Origin of the sequence: Paenibacillus sp. YAF4_2 (assembly GCF_052113225.1) — a bacterium.
In the GTDB taxonomy this organism is placed as follows: domain Bacteria; phylum Bacillota; class Bacilli; order Paenibacillales; family Paenibacillaceae; genus Pristimantibacillus.
The window spans coordinates 1-13,850 of the sequence record NZ_JBFRCT010000020.1; the positions used below are offsets into that span (position 1 = coordinate 1).

General features: G+C 47.7%; 13 protein-coding genes, 7 tRNA genes and 1 rRNA gene. 20 read left to right on the forward strand and 1 reads right to left on the reverse strand.

All coding sequences use genetic code 11. The features are described 5' to 3' along the window. The 8 genes from AB4Y93_RS28405 to AB4Y93_RS28440 all read left to right on the forward strand — a co-directional run. A 23S ribosomal RNA gene (locus AB4Y93_RS28405) occupies nucleotides 1–146 on the forward strand; the annotation flags it as partial. Nucleotides 147–273: 127 nt separating this feature from the next. Further along, a tRNA-Met gene (locus AB4Y93_RS28410) sits at nucleotides 274–350 on the forward strand. Nucleotides 351–358: 8 nt separating this feature from the next. After that, a tRNA-Val gene (locus AB4Y93_RS28415) sits at nucleotides 359–434 on the forward strand. Between the two features lie 17 nt (nucleotides 435–451). Continuing rightward, nucleotides 452–528, forward strand: a tRNA-Met gene (locus AB4Y93_RS28420). 29 nt (nucleotides 529–557) lie between these two features. Then, nucleotides 558–634, forward strand: a tRNA-Asp gene (locus tag AB4Y93_RS28425). A gap of 19 nt (nucleotides 635–653) precedes the next feature. Then, a tRNA-Phe gene (locus tag AB4Y93_RS28430) sits at nucleotides 654–729 on the forward strand. Between the two features lie 10 nt (nucleotides 730–739). Next, nucleotides 740–823, forward strand: a tRNA-Tyr gene (locus tag AB4Y93_RS28435). Between the two features lie 14 nt (nucleotides 824–837). Beyond that, nucleotides 838–913, forward strand: a tRNA-Lys gene (locus AB4Y93_RS28440). A 107-nt stretch (nucleotides 914–1,020) separates the two neighbouring features. Here AB4Y93_RS28440 and ssuE read toward each other — a convergent pair. Beyond that, complete coding sequence (ssuE, locus tag AB4Y93_RS28445; RefSeq protein WP_441897105.1) at nucleotides 1,021–1,563, reverse strand: NADPH-dependent FMN reductase; 543 nt, start codon at nucleotides 1,561–1,563, stop codon at nucleotides 1,021–1,023. A gap of 189 nt (nucleotides 1,564–1,752) precedes the next feature. Between ssuE and AB4Y93_RS28450 the strand changes: the two genes are divergently transcribed. From AB4Y93_RS28450 to hisD, 12 genes are all read left to right on the forward strand, one after another. Further along, nucleotides 1,753–2,700 (forward strand): MraY family glycosyltransferase, encoded by a 948-nt coding sequence (locus AB4Y93_RS28450; protein WP_441897107.1) that lies wholly within the window; start codon nucleotides 1,753–1,755, stop codon nucleotides 2,698–2,700. A gap of 74 nt (nucleotides 2,701–2,774) precedes the next feature. After that, on the forward strand, nucleotides 2,775–3,893 hold the full coding sequence (locus tag AB4Y93_RS28455; RefSeq protein ID WP_441897109.1) for a PucR family transcriptional regulator: 1,119 nt from the start codon (nucleotides 2,775–2,777) through the stop codon (nucleotides 3,891–3,893). Nucleotides 3,894–3,980: 87 nt separating this feature from the next. Further along, a complete protein-coding gene (locus AB4Y93_RS28460) occupies nucleotides 3,981–5,102 on the forward strand; it encodes an ABC transporter ATP-binding protein (RefSeq protein ID WP_167283058.1) in 1,122 nt (373 codons plus the stop codon). Nucleotides 5,103–5,244: 142 nt separating this feature from the next. Then, nucleotides 5,245–5,787 (forward strand): sigma-70 family RNA polymerase sigma factor, encoded by a 543-nt coding sequence (locus tag AB4Y93_RS28465; protein ID WP_441897111.1) that lies wholly within the window; start codon nucleotides 5,245–5,247, stop codon nucleotides 5,785–5,787. After that, nucleotides 5,774–7,162, forward strand: coding sequence for a DUF4179 domain-containing protein (locus tag AB4Y93_RS28470; protein ID WP_441897113.1), 1,389 nt, complete (start codon nucleotides 5,774–5,776; stop codon nucleotides 7,160–7,162). The genes AB4Y93_RS28465 and AB4Y93_RS28470 overlap by 14 nt, the downstream gene beginning before the upstream one ends. A gap of 124 nt (nucleotides 7,163–7,286) precedes the next feature. Next, nucleotides 7,287–8,225 carry an HPr(Ser) kinase/phosphatase gene (hprK, locus tag AB4Y93_RS28475; protein WP_441897115.1) on the forward strand — a complete coding sequence of 313 codons (939 nt, stop codon included), beginning with the start codon at nucleotides 7,287–7,289 and terminating at the stop codon, nucleotides 8,223–8,225. Between the two features lie 50 nt (nucleotides 8,226–8,275). Continuing rightward, nucleotides 8,276–9,238: a prolipoprotein diacylglyceryl transferase gene (lgt, locus tag AB4Y93_RS28480; RefSeq protein WP_441897117.1), complete on the forward strand. Its 963-nt coding sequence runs from the start codon at nucleotides 8,276–8,278 to the stop codon at nucleotides 9,236–9,238. A gap of 31 nt (nucleotides 9,239–9,269) precedes the next feature. Next, nucleotides 9,270–9,923 (forward strand): pyrophosphatase PpaX, encoded by a 654-nt coding sequence (gene ppaX, locus AB4Y93_RS28485; protein WP_441897119.1) that lies wholly within the window; start codon nucleotides 9,270–9,272, stop codon nucleotides 9,921–9,923. A 3-nt stretch (nucleotides 9,924–9,926) separates the two neighbouring features. Next, complete coding sequence (locus AB4Y93_RS28490; protein ID WP_441897121.1) at nucleotides 9,927–10,424, forward strand: acyltransferase; 498 nt, start codon at nucleotides 9,927–9,929, stop codon at nucleotides 10,422–10,424. 221 nt (nucleotides 10,425–10,645) lie between these two features. Continuing rightward, nucleotides 10,646–11,869, forward strand: coding sequence for an ATP phosphoribosyltransferase regulatory subunit (locus AB4Y93_RS28495; protein WP_441897179.1), 1,224 nt, complete (start codon nucleotides 10,646–10,648; stop codon nucleotides 11,867–11,869). Continuing rightward, nucleotides 11,866–12,510 (forward strand): ATP phosphoribosyltransferase, encoded by a 645-nt coding sequence (gene hisG, locus AB4Y93_RS28500; protein WP_441897123.1) that lies wholly within the window; start codon nucleotides 11,866–11,868, stop codon nucleotides 12,508–12,510. The genes AB4Y93_RS28495 and hisG overlap by 4 nt, the downstream gene beginning before the upstream one ends. A 44-nt stretch (nucleotides 12,511–12,554) precedes the next feature. Next, complete coding sequence (gene hisD / locus AB4Y93_RS28505) at nucleotides 12,555–13,841, forward strand: histidinol dehydrogenase (RefSeq protein WP_441897125.1); 1,287 nt, start codon at nucleotides 12,555–12,557, stop codon at nucleotides 13,839–13,841. The last annotated feature ends 9 nt before the right edge of the window (nucleotides 13,842–13,850 follow it).

Genomic DNA, 13,850 nt, shown 5'->3' on the forward strand with positions numbered 1-13,850 from the left:
TGAAAGCATCTAAGCGTGAAGCCCCCCTCAAGATGAGATTTCCCAATTAGTAAGACCCCTTGAAGACGACGAGGTTGATAGGTTCGGGGTGGAAGCACAGCAATGTGTGGAGCTGACGAATACTAATCGGTCGAGGGCTTATCCTAAAACGTTTATGATTSATTCATAAACATCGCTTAAGAAKTTTCACTTTCGCATCCAGTTTTCAGGGCACAAGTTCCTGATCTTGCAGTCGTTCCCACGCGCTGTAAGTGACACTAGTGGGATAAGTGTGGCGGTGTAGCTCAGCTGGCTAGAGCGTACGGTTCATACCCGTGAGGTCGGGGGTTCGATCCCCTTCGCCGCTACCATACTTTTCGGAGGCTTAGCTCAGCTGGGAGAGCATCTGCCTTACAAGCAGAGGGTCGGGGGTTCGATCCCCTCAGCCTCCACCATATAAGTTTTATATTGCCGCGAGGTGGAGCAGTCCGGTAGCTCGTCGGGCTCATAACCCGAAGGTCACAGGTTCAAATCCTGTCTTCGCAACCAATTTTTCGGACAAGATCCGGAAGCAGCATGGAGCTGTGGTGTAGAGGCCTAACATGCCTGCCTGTCACGCAGGAGACCGCGGGTTCGAATCCCGTCAGCTCCGCCATTTTTTTATGTGTAAATAAGGCTCGGTAGCTCAGTCGGTAGAGCAGAGGACTGAAAATCCTCGTGTCGGCGGTTCGATTCCGTCCCGAGCCACCATTTAGCTTGTGGAGGGCTAGTGAAGTGGCTAAACACGGCAGACTGTAAATCTGCTCCTTCGGGTTCGGTGGTTCGAATCCATCGCCCTCCACCATTTCTCTTTATTGAGAGCCATTAGCTCAGTTGGTAGAGCACCTGACTTTTAATCAGGGTGTCGAAGGTTCGAGTCCTTCATGGCTCACCATTTATTTAAACGTTCAACCCACATACTTAGGTATGTGGGTTTTTTGATGCTTCATTAATATAAAATAGAAAAAGCTTGAAGGATCGAGTGTCCCTCAAGCTTTTTTGTTATTTATTTTTCCGGAATTGAAGTTCTTCAATGATTTCTGCTACAGAGGAGTTTAAGCGTTCTTGTAATTCCTCGTTAAGTTCAAATTCACCGTTATCAACGCGTGCGATTTGGGAATCAGTAGCATATACTCCGCTGCCGAAGTGCTTAGCATTTAATGCGGAAAGGACTGGCTTAAGGGCGTAGTCAATTGAGAGCAAGTGTGCAATCGTACCGCCAATGAACAAAGGAGTGACAAATTTGCCGGATAGTCCTTTTTGAGGAAGCAGATCAAGGAATGTTTTGAGTACGCCGGTAAAGGATGCTTTGTACACAGGACTTGCAATAATGACAACATCAGCTGACTCAACTAAGGAAGAAGCCTCAACAATCGCAGGACTGTCGAATCGTGCATGGATGAGATCCTCTGCAGGAAGGGATGCAACCATAATATGGTTGAAAGAAATGCCTTCTTTAGACAAGTGTGATTCAACATACTGCGTAATACCTGTCAAACGTGATCCAGGATTAGGACTGCCATTTAAAATAACAACTTGCGGCATCGTATATTCACTCCTTAATTTTCGTTAATTCCGATATGATAAGTATGGATTTATCCTATCATGAACATTTCCAGTCGTCAAACACATTATAACGCTGTAAGAGGAGATTTTAATCATTATTTTCCTCTCGATAGGGAACAATGTTGACAGTTATAACAAATGATGTGACTGACGAAGGGGAACATTCGAATGACGTATTGGCTTGCTGTTGGGATGACTATTGTATTGACGGTTTTGCTTGTACCCATCATGCAGAGGATTGCTATCAGGTATGGGATTGTTGACCGGCCAAACTGGCGTAAAATTCATAATCGCCCGATTCCGCTTATGGGCGGGGCTGCGCTATACGGTGCTTGTGTTCTGACGATTCTTACTTTTCAGGGGATAACTCCACTTAGTTTATGCATTATCGTGGGTGGGGCTCTGCTTGTTACAATTGGATTGATGGATGATACATCGAAGGCGCAAGGAAAAGACTTTCCGGTGTGGCCTCGTGTCATTATCTATTTGGGAGTCTCAGCTATTCCGCTGTTTTTTGGTATTCATATGGATGGCGTTATGAATCCCGCTAATGGATTGTTCGTCAGCTTCCCTGCCTGGGTAGATTGGATCGGAACAATTCTCTGGATCTTCGCCCTTATTAATATGATTAATTTCATTGATGGTGTAGATGGCCTTGCTTCAGGAGTCTGTACATTGTCTTCAATTACTTTGTTTATTACTGCCCTTATTAAAGGGCAAGGGGATATAGGAGTAATCGCCCTTATTATTGGTGGTTCTTGTATCGGTTTTCTGCTGTATAATTTCCACCCTGCCAGAATTTTTATGGGTGATGCTGGAGCAACCTTTCTAGGCTATACCCTTGCGGTTATCGCTATAGATGGTGCGTTCAAGAAAGCTACGTTTATCACGATATTAGTGCCTCTACTAGCACTAGGCTTACCTATCTTGGATACAATAATCGTTATGCTTCGCAGACTGGCTACCGGAAAGGGACTCCATCAGGCAGATAAACTCCATACTCACCATACTCTTATGCGGTGGGGGCTAACACAGGTTCAAACAGTTTCATTTATGTATCTCATTGCAGCGCTGTTCTCCCTGCTGTCTATCTTGCTGCTTGTCATGAAAGGCTGAACTAAGCAGTGGTTTTGTGATACAATGACGAAAAAAAGCGTCATTCTTGGAGCTGGAGATTGGAGACATGTGAAATGAGCACGACAGATTGGCTAACCCCGCTGCAGCACATTTTGAACTGTCCGGTACGGTTCACTACGTTCTCGTTATCTGATTGGACAAGCTGGAGCGGAGATGACAAGCACGATAAGGTTATGGAAGGCAGTCGTGTAGAGCAAAACGGAAAGACTTGGATTGTGGTTAAGGTTACGGGCAACGATGTGGATGCCTTAGAGATCGAAGGGGAACTTAAGCGGGCTGAAGCGGAGTTATTGACTTGGACACTGCAATGGAATCAAGCTCAACAGCAGCAAGCAGTGAAACCGGGTAACTTATCAGAAAGCGAATCGTTTGCCCTCAAGCTAAGCGAGTGGATTCAACAGCAGGTTGATTCGGAGGAGCCGTCTTATTCGATTCCTGATCATTTGACTGCAGGCGGCAAGTTATTTGCGGAAATGATACCTTTCTTATTAGTAACGGAATATACGAATGGTAAACAGGCTTCTTATTCGGAACTGGAAAAGCTGCTTCGCTCATTTCTTGCGGAGGATATTTTGCTTATTCCACTTAAAAATCAGGAATGGCTTATCTGGGGACCTGTCTCTTTATTGAAGGAAGCCGATAGTGAGTTTATGGATGACGAAGATGAGGAAACGGTGGAAGACAGTTTGTCTTCTATATGTCATGGTTTATATGAGATGCTGGCAAGCGAATGGATCGGCGAATGCCATCTGGCTGTCGCTCATCCTGTAAGTCCGGCTAAAGGAATTGTGGAGACGACCGTACTGCTGCGTGAGACGATTAATCTTGGCCGTAAGTTCCATGTAGGAACAAGTATTCATTTGCCTTGGAATCTGCAGTTGGAGCGGCTCTTGAATGCGATTCCGGAGGTTCAACGTTCCCGTTACTTGGAGCATGCTTTAAAGCGGACCGAGTTATTCGTTGAATCGGAAATGCTGGCAACACTTGAAACTTTCTTCTCGCTTGATTGTAATGTAAGTGAAACGGCAAAAAAGCTTTATATCCATCGGAATACATTATTATATCGCTTAGATAAATTAAAACAGGAAACAGGACTTGATGTTCGACAGTTCCGTGATGCCGTATTAGTCAAAATTATTTTACTATTGTACAAAGTTACGAAAAGGAATTAGTTTTTTTGTATAGTTTGTGCATAGTCACAAACAGGCCTGTGCGATAAGATATACCCATAAGAAATTTTCTTTTAGGGGGACATTCAAATGGCAGGCGTACGTTTAGAAGGCATTTACAAAAAATACCCGGGTTCCGACAAAGCATCGGTAACTGATGTTAACCTTGACATTAAGGACAAAGAGTTTTTGGTACTGGTAGGACCTTCCGGCTGTGGTAAATCGACAACTCTTCGTATGATCGCAGGTCTTGAAGAAATCTCCGAGGGCAAGCTGTACATCGGCGACCGCGTCGTAAATGACGTAGCACCGAAAGACCGCGACATCGCGATGGTATTCCAATCCTACGCGTTGTACCCACACATGAACGTTTATCAAAACATGGCTTTCGGCCTTAAACTTCGTAAATTCAAAAAAGCAGACATCGACAAACGTGTTCGTGAAGCTGCTAAAATTCTTGATATCGAGCATTTGCTGGATCGTAAACCAAAAGCACTCTCCGGCGGTCAACGTCAACGTGTAGCTTTGGGACGCGCTATCGTTCGTGAACCACAAGTATTCTTGATGGACGAACCACTTTCCAACTTGGACGCTAAACTTCGTGGTCAAATGCGTGCTGAAATCAGCAAACTGACTAAACGTCTTGAAACAACTACTATCTACGTAACGCATGACCAAATCGAAGCAATGACGATGGGCGATCGTATCGTAGTTATGAAAGACGGCTTCATTCAACAAACAGCTTCTCCTGAAGAGCTGTACAACCACCCAGTAAACATCTTCGTAGCGGGCTTCATTGGCGCACCTTCGATGAACTTCATTACTGGTACGCTTGTTGATCAAGGCGGCGTTGTGAAATTCAAAACCACTGGCGTAGACGTTGTTGTACCTGAAGGTAAAGCAGCAGATCTTCGTGGCAGAGGTTACATTGGTAAAGAAGTAATTCTGGGTATTCGTCCAGAAGATCTTCACGAAGAGCCTGTGTTCTTGGAAGCTTCCCCGAACACAATCGTTAACGCTAACGTTGAAGTAGCTGAGAACCTTGGTCATGAAATGTACCTGTACCTGAATGGTATCGGTTCTGACACAGTAATCGCTCGCGTTGACGGTCGTTCGACACTTCGTGACGGTTCCAGCGTTAAGCTTGCTCTGGATATGAACAAAGTTCATATGTTCGACAAAGAGTCCGAGCTGAACATCTTCGAAAACTAATCCTTAACATTTACAACAAGGCTGTCCCCCGATTGGGGGGCAGTCTTTTTTACGTTTTTATAAATAAAAAAAACCGAAATGGCACCAGCACCGTCTAATACGTAATTAAGCTTAAGATGAGGGTTTGGGGAAGGAGGGGCAAATGGATAGAGATGAATATGCAGCGGATGCTATAAAAGGCGACGATGAGGCGCTTATTGCACGAATTCAGATGGATCAGAGCCGCCTATATGGCATTGCCTACTCCTATATGCGGAATGAAGCTGATGCACTCGAGGCTATACAGGAGACTACTTTTAGGGTATGGAATAAACGCCGTACTTTGCGTGATCCCAAGGTCTTTACGACCTGGATGACACGGATTCTTATCCGGGTCTGTCTGGATGAGCAAAAGAAGCGGCGACGTGAGCAGCCTCTAAATAACGAGCTTATGGAGAGAGATACGTTAGCTGCTACGGAAAATGGCGTGGATAGAATGGATTTGGCTGTTCAACTGCAGAAGTTACCTGCGAAATACAGGATGGTCATTGTGCTGAAATATTATCGGGACATGACGATTACGGAGATTGCTGAGCTCCTGGAGAAGCCCGATGGGACAATAAGAACGTGGCTGCATCAAGCTTTGAAGCAATTAAGAAGTAATGAGTCGTACGGAAAGGAGGGGATGACGGTTGAGTGGGAATAGGTTGGAGCTCGAGCACGCACTGGATGAGATGTTTGCAGAGGATAAGGCACAGGTGAACCTGTTACTAGGAAGTGCATCGGAGGATTCCTTTACATCAGCCATTCGGACAGGAGTAGAAAGGGCGCGCCTGCAAGGAAGGAGGAGGAGAAGAAGCAGACTGACCGTTCAAATGGCAGCTTCGGCGGTTATCGTGCTTGTTCTTCTGACAGCATGTATTCGGGTATCCCCTGCCTTTGCGAATCTGGTGCGTGAGATTCCGGGGTTGAATGGAGTTGTTGAGTTGATAAAAGGCGATAACACATTGACTAGTGCAATGAATCATGAATTTATTCAGCCGGTGAATGTCTCCGACAGTAAGAATGGCTATACGCTCACGGTTGATGGTGTTATGGCGGATCAACAGCGGATTGTGATTTTTTATACGGCAGAGGGTCCGAATGTGAGCGAAGATGCTCTTACCTCAGACTACAAGATTACCGACGGTAATGGTGAGCAATTGGAAGCTATGATCGGCAGTAACTATTATAGTATTGGGCAGACAGAGTCGGAAAAGGAAGAAGCGACAAGTATCCATGATATGATTGATATTATGTTGGGTGATGGTGTCGAGGTGCCGGACATAATAAAGTTCAACTTGAAGCTCGGCGGTAAATGGCATGAGGTCGATATTCCAATTGATCATAGCCGATTTGAAGAGTTAAGGGAAGAAATCACACTGAACAAAGAAATAGAGGTTGGGGGACAGCATTTCATCATAGAGAAAGCTCTCGTTACACCGCTGCAGGCATCGGTCACGATCCGAAGGGAACCGGATGCAAGGATTCGCGCAAATTCTTTTTTGAAGCTGGCATTGGTGGATGAGAAGGGACGGCGTTGGGAGACAAAAGGTGGTTTTGGCATGCTGGATGACGGGACAACGACGCTAACGTTCCAGAGCAATTACTTCGAGAAGCCTAAGCATCTTCAGTTGGTAGCTGATGGACTGCTACTGTCGCCGAAAGGACAAAAGCTCGTCATTAATACGGAGACGGGAGAAACGTTGGAAACTCCTGATGAACAGATACGGCTAAAGAGTGCTAAATCAACCTCAAAAGGCATCAACTTGGTAGTAGAAGCTTCGCATTTGGATAGCGTGGACATCGTTTACGGATATTGGCTTCTTGAATATAAAGGCATGTTTCATGATCAGTCGGGTAAGTCCTATCCAATAGAGGATTATACCGGTGGCAGTACTACAGGTGATGGCAGTATATCAAAGGGAATGTACGAAGCATACTACACAATCCCTAATAAACCTTATAAGCAGCCATTAACTTTTGAGCTGTATCAATACCCGGGATATGTCGAAGAACCCGTGAATGTGGTTATAAAATGACGAAAAGCGCTGAGCGACGGAGAAACGTTGCTTTCGGCGCTTTTTTCCTTTACGATGAAGTCATTGGAAATAGATTTACTTACTTCATATAACCTATTGGGAACGCAAGTGAGGAGGCCGTTCGATGGCTAAGAAAGTAAAAGTAGCGGAACTAGTGCAACATTTCTCAATGGAGATTGTCTCCGGAGAAGACGGCTTGAAGCGTTCTATTCTGGTTGATGATCTTTATCGTCCGGGCCTAGAGATGGCAGGATATTTCGACTATCACCCACATGAGCGCGTACAACTGCTTGGTAAGACAGAACTTACATTTCTCGATACGCTGACGAGTGAGGAACGCAGAAGCCGTTTTGAGCAGCTTTGTCATGAGAACACACCTTGTATTATTTTGACAAGGGGACTTGAAGCACCAGCCGAGCTGGTGGAACACTCGAACAAAGCACAAATTGCAGTGCTGCGCAGTAATGTGGCAACGACTATTTTGCAAAGCCGGATTACAGACTTCCTGGAGAAGAAGCTTGCTCCAACTGCTACGATTCATGGCGTCCTTGTAGACGTATATGGTGTTGGCATGCTTATTACGGGCGGAAGTGGTATTGGTAAAAGTGAAACCGCTCTAGAGCTTGTGAAACGCGGCCATCGTCTGGTAGCCGATGATGCGGTTGAAATTCGTCAGACGTCGGATGGACAGTTGTTCGGCAGTGCGCCGGAGCTTATTCGCCATTTGCTTGAAATTCGTGGGCTGGGAATCATTAACGTGATGACTTTGTTTGGTGCTGGTGCTGTACGTACGAGCAAGCGTATTACCCTGGTTATTAAGCTTGAGAACTGGCAGCAGGATAAACAATATGACCGTCTTGGCCTTGACGAGGAGAAGACTCGGATTATTGATACGGATATACCGCTAGTTACAGTGCCGGTTCGTCCTGGCCGAAACTTAGCCGTTATTATCGAGGTTGCAGCTATGAACTTCCGTCTGAAACGTATGGGCTACAATGCGGCTCTGCAGTTTACGAATAAGCTGACCGAAACGATTGCGGAAGATACCGATGATTTCGATTGATAGCTGAAAGAGTTGCAGGAATAGACCTATTATAGAAGGAGCATTGAACAATGAATCTGTTGATTGATCCAACGGCGTTTTCCCTTGGGGACATTCATGTGCGTTGGTACGGCATCATTCTTGGTACGGCTGCATTGGTCGGTTTGCTGCTGGCTGTACAGGAAGGAAAAAGATTCGGCATTAAGCCGGAGTTTTTCATGGACCTCTTGCTGCTTGGCGTGCCATCGGCCGTTATTTGCGCGAGAATTTATTATGTAGCATTCACATGGGACGAGTATAAGAACAATTGGGTAGATGTCTTTAAAATTTGGAATGGTGGGATTGCCATCTATGGTGCCTTGATCGGGGCGTTTGCATGTGGATTTTTCTATTTCCGCTACAAAGGCTACTCGTTCTGGCGAATGGTAGATATTTGTGCACCAGGGCTTCTTGCGGGTCAAATGATTGGCCGTTGGGGCAACTTCATGAACCAGGAAGCATACGGCGGTCCGGTGGACGAGAGCTTCCTGCGGAATACGCTGCATCTGCCTGACTTCATTGTGAATCAAATGTATGTTGCAAGTGAAGGCGTTTACCATCACCCGGCGTTTCTCTATGAATCGCTCTGGAGCTTGGTCGGTATTATCCTCTTGATGGTTATTCGTCGTCAAAAGTTCCTTCGCGCAGGTGAGCTTGTTGCGTACTACTTTATCTGGTACTCGATCGGCCGCTTCTTCATTGAAGGAATCCGTACGGACAGCTTGGCTTTCCAAGGTCCAGGGGCGCTGGGTTCCCTGATGGATGCTCTATGGACACCGATGACTTGGTTTGGGTTTGAACAAGGATTCCTTGATCCAGCTTATGGCGATGTACGTATCTCGCAGCTTCTTGCGGTCATTCTGATTATCGCGGCAGTCATCTTCATCGTTGTACGCCGTTCAACAGGAGCGGCATCTGTCCGCTATCAGGATCCGATTGTGTCCACGAAGGAGACAGCGGTGCCTGTAACGGATGTAAAGACGGACAACCTGTAAGCTTTTATATGTATTAGGAGTGAAGAAAAGCATGACGGGCAATATACGAACAATGCTGTTCGATCTGGATGGCACCATTATGGACACCAATGAGCTTATTATTCGCTCGTTTCTGGAATCACTGAAGGGCCTTGTCCCTGAGGGATTCGGCAGAGAACATATTATCCCGAGTATGGGACTTACACTTCAAGCGCAGTTTAGACATTTTACAGGGCTTGAGGATGTTGACCATCTCATTAAAGCCTATCGTACGGTGAATACAAGACTTCATGACGAGCTGCTCCGGCCATTCCCTTATACGAATGAGGTCATGAAGAATTTGCATGAACAAGGCATTCAGATTGGCGTTGTGACGACGAAGATTCGGATGTCGACAGAACGCGGAATGAAATTTTGCGGGCTGTATGATTATGTCGATGCGTTTGTTACCGTTGACGATGTTACAAATCCGAAGCCGCATCCTGAGCCAGTACTGATGGCGTTGGAGCAGCTTGGGGCTGACCCGGCAACCACGATTATGATTGGTGATAGTACCGTTGATATCATCTCCGCGAAGGAAGCGGGAGTAATCCCCGTGGGTGTTGCCTGGTCGCTGAAAGGCCAGGAGCTGCTGAAGGAGAGCGGAGCGCAGTATATCATTGAAGATATGCGCGAGTTGTATGCATTCGCAGGAATGGAGCGATAGCCGTTGCGAAACGTTGAGCGTTATCCGGTGGAAGGACCAAATGCGCTGTGGCAGGTATATCATACGGTAAGCCGTCTCAAGGCGGTACGGAATTTTATCGCGATTCAGGCTGCTCGTTATTGTCCGGAGCTCACGGTTAAAAATTGGATCTACCGCCGGATCCTTGGGATGAAAGTAGGCAAGCAGACCGCGTTTGCGCTGATGGTTATGGTTGATGTGTTTTTCCCAGAGAAGATTGAAGTAGGGGATAATACGATTATTGGCTATAACACGACCATTCTGACGCATGAGTACTTAATCAAGGAATATCGGCTGGGCAATGTGAAGATAGGCTCTCATGTTATGATTGGGGCTAACACGACCATCCTTCCTGGTGTGACGATTGGAGATCATGCGGTAATCGCTGCTGGTTCGATCGTCCATAAGGATGTACCAGCCTATATGTTTGTTGGAGGCAATCCCATTCGGGAGATAAGGCGGACGGATACCGAGTTGAAGTGATCCAGGATCTTTATAACAAGGGGAAAAGCCTCACTATTCGCAAACACTCGAAAGAGCGCGAATAGCGGGGCTTTCTTGCTGGACAGCACAAACTGGAAGCGATGCCCAGCTATCTTGACGTAAGCGAATGTTCATGCTAATATTACGACTAATACTTTATTTTGTTAGTATGGTAACATGGTAGCACTTTAATACACTAAAGTAACCGAAGGTGAATAATGATGTCTAAACCAAAAGTATTCGAGAAGCCAATTGGCGTTAAAGATTATCTACCAAACGCAGTAGCAAAGCTGCGTCATATTGAACGTGATGTACTGGCCTGTATGAAGGGCTGGGGCTACGAACAGATTATTACTCCAACGATGGAATACTACGATACAGTAGGGGTCGCGAGCTCGACTTCGGATCAGAAGCTGTTCAAGCTGCTCAATAACCGTGGTACGACACTTGTATTGCGCTCGGACATGACAGCACCGATTGCTCGTGTGGTGTCTTCCCTCCTTAAGGAATCACAATTCCCGTTGCGCTTGTCTTATCATGGCAACGTATTCCGTTCCATTGAAGAAGAGTCGGGCCGCGAAGCGGAGTTTTTCCAAACGGGTGTAGAGCTTGTTGGTGATGCTTCAGCTGAAGCGGATGCAGAGGTTGTTGCACTGGCCATCGCTTCCCTTAAGGCAGCTGGTGTTAACCGTTTCAAAATTGCGATTGGTCATGTCGGCTTCTTAAACGGTTTGTTTGAGGAGACGCTGGCTGGACGTGGGGAAGCACAGGAGCAGCTGAAGTCCTGCCTGCTTAATCGTGACTATGTCGGCTATCGTGAGAGCCTGCGTGAACTTGAGCTAGAGGAGCCGGTGCAGCGTGAGCTGGAAGGTATTCTCCGTCTACGCGGTGGGCAGGAAATCTGCGAGCAGGCACTAGAGCTGAGCGCTGATGCGACGGCGCAGAAGTCCATTCGCCATTTGTGCGAGATCTGGGATGTGCTGAAGGCATATGGCGTATGCGAGCATGTACTGATCGATCTGACGATGATTGGTGATTTCTCTTATTACACAGGCATGACGTTCGAGGGTTATGCGGCGGATCTTGGATTCCCGGTTGCAAGCGGCGGACGTTATGACAATCTGCTCAGCCAATTTGGACGTCCAGCACCGGCTACAGGCTTTGCGCTGAAGACAACACGTATTCTGGAGCTTGTTGGTGCAGAAGAGGACACAGCGGGTAAGGAGCGGGTCCTAATCGGCTATGACGGGCAAGGCCGTGCAGAAGCGCTGGGATCGGCTCAGCAGCTTCGTGAGCAGGGAACAGCGGTTGTTACAGAACGTATGGCGGCAGAGGATTGGAATGGGCTTGTAGAAGGCTCGTTTACTTATAAAGGTGTAGCGTACACGAAGGGAATGCCATTCATCAGCGGTATAGAAAAGGCGACAGGAGGCAGCGGACAATGAGCGAAGCGAGAAAAGATATTTTGAAGGTTGCGATGCCAAAGGGCCGCATCTATAAGCAGGCTTCGAAGCTGTTCCGTGAAGCGGGTCTGCCGATTCCAAGCGACTTCGATGATACACGTAAGCTCATTATCGAGCTGCCGGAGGTTGGCATGGAGTTCATCATGGCGAAGCCGGTTGATGTTCCAACTTATGTGGAATACGGTGTTGCCGATATCGGAATCGTGGGCAAAGACGTGCTGATGGAAGAGAACAAGGACGTCTATGAGCTTCTTGATCTGGGCATCGCAAAATGCCGAATGTCGGTTATTGGTCTTGCGGATTGGAAGCCGGCTATTAATCCACGGGTAGCGACGAAATATCCGAATGTGGCTTCGCAATATTTCCGCGAGCTGGGGCAGCAGGTTGAAGTTATCAAGTTGAATGGCTCCATCGAGCTTGCACCGCTGATTGGTCTTGCTGACCGCATCGTAGATATGGTAGAGACGGGTCAGACACTGCGTGAGAATGGTCTTGTGGAGATGCAGTCCATCTTCCCGATTACAAGCCGCCTGATTGCGAACCGTGTCAGCTACCGGATGAAGAATGAAGTGATTCAAGGCTTGTGTGACCGTCTGCAGAATACGATCACAGCCAAAATATAGCACGATAGATAGAGCGATATAGGTGAGGAAGGGGACGAAAGCTTATGCGGATTATGCAGGCGGAGCAGTTTGGACTGCAGCGTGAGGTGGAGTACGGAACACCTGAGCAAAATGAAACAGTGCGTCAGATCGTAGAAGCGATCAAGTCGGAAGGAGACGCGGCGCTGCTGCGGTATACGGAGCAGCTGGACCGCGTGCAGCTTGATGCGTCATCGCTGCGCGTGACGCAAGAAGAGATTCTGGCGGCGTACGATAAGGTCGACGCCGATTTCCTCACGGCAATCCGTGAGGCAGCCGTGAATATTCGGGTATTCCACGAGAAGCAGAAGCGTAACTCGTGGATGGATTTGCAGCCGGACGGTACGATGCTCGGGCAAATTCTCCGGCCCCTGAAGCGGGTCGGCGTGTATGTGCCCGGAGGCAAGGCGGCGTACCCGTCGTCCGTGCTTATGAACGTCATTCCGGCACAGGTAGCTGGCGTGCCGGAGATTGTGATGGTAACACCGCCAGCAACAGGCGGCAAGGCTGGCATTGACCCGTATATTCTTGTAGCCGCTGCAGAAGCAGGCGTTAAAGAGATGTACCGGGTTGGCGGCGCTCAGGCGATTGCAGCGCTTGCTTATGGCACAGCATCGATTGCACCGGTTGATAAAATTTGTGGACCGGGCAATATTTATGTAGCGCTGGCGAAGCGCTCCGTATTTGGTGCAGTCGACATCGACAGCATTGCCGGGCCAAGCGAAATCATAGTACTGGCGGATGAAGGGGCGAATGCCTCTTATATCGCAGCTGACCTGCTGTCGCAGGCAGAGCATGATGAGATGGCTTCGGCAATTCTCGTGACGCCATCCGAGAAGCTTGGTCAAGCGGTCGCTGCCGAAGTGGAACGCCAGCTAGCAACACTGCCGCGTGAAGCAATTGCGCGCGCGTCCATTGACAGCTACGGCGCGGTACTGCTCGTCGATTCCATTGAAGCGGGTATCGACGTTGTGAACAAACTGGCACCGGAGCATCTGGAGGTACTGACGGCTGATCCGATGAGCCTGCTTGGTCTCATCGAGAATGCCGGTGCAATTTTCCTCGGACCATACAGCTCGGAGCCGGTAGGTGATTATTTTGCCGGACCTAACCATATTATCCCGACGAATGGAACAGCACGCTTCTCCTCGCCGGTGAACGTGGATGATTTCCTGAAGAAGTCGAGCCTTATCTATTACAGCAAGGAAGCTTTGCTGAAGAACGGCAGCAGCATTATGACGCTGGCCCGCCATGAGGGGCTTGAGGCGCATGCCCGTGCGATTGAGATTCGGTTAGAGCAAGAAGGAAAGTAACAGACCATT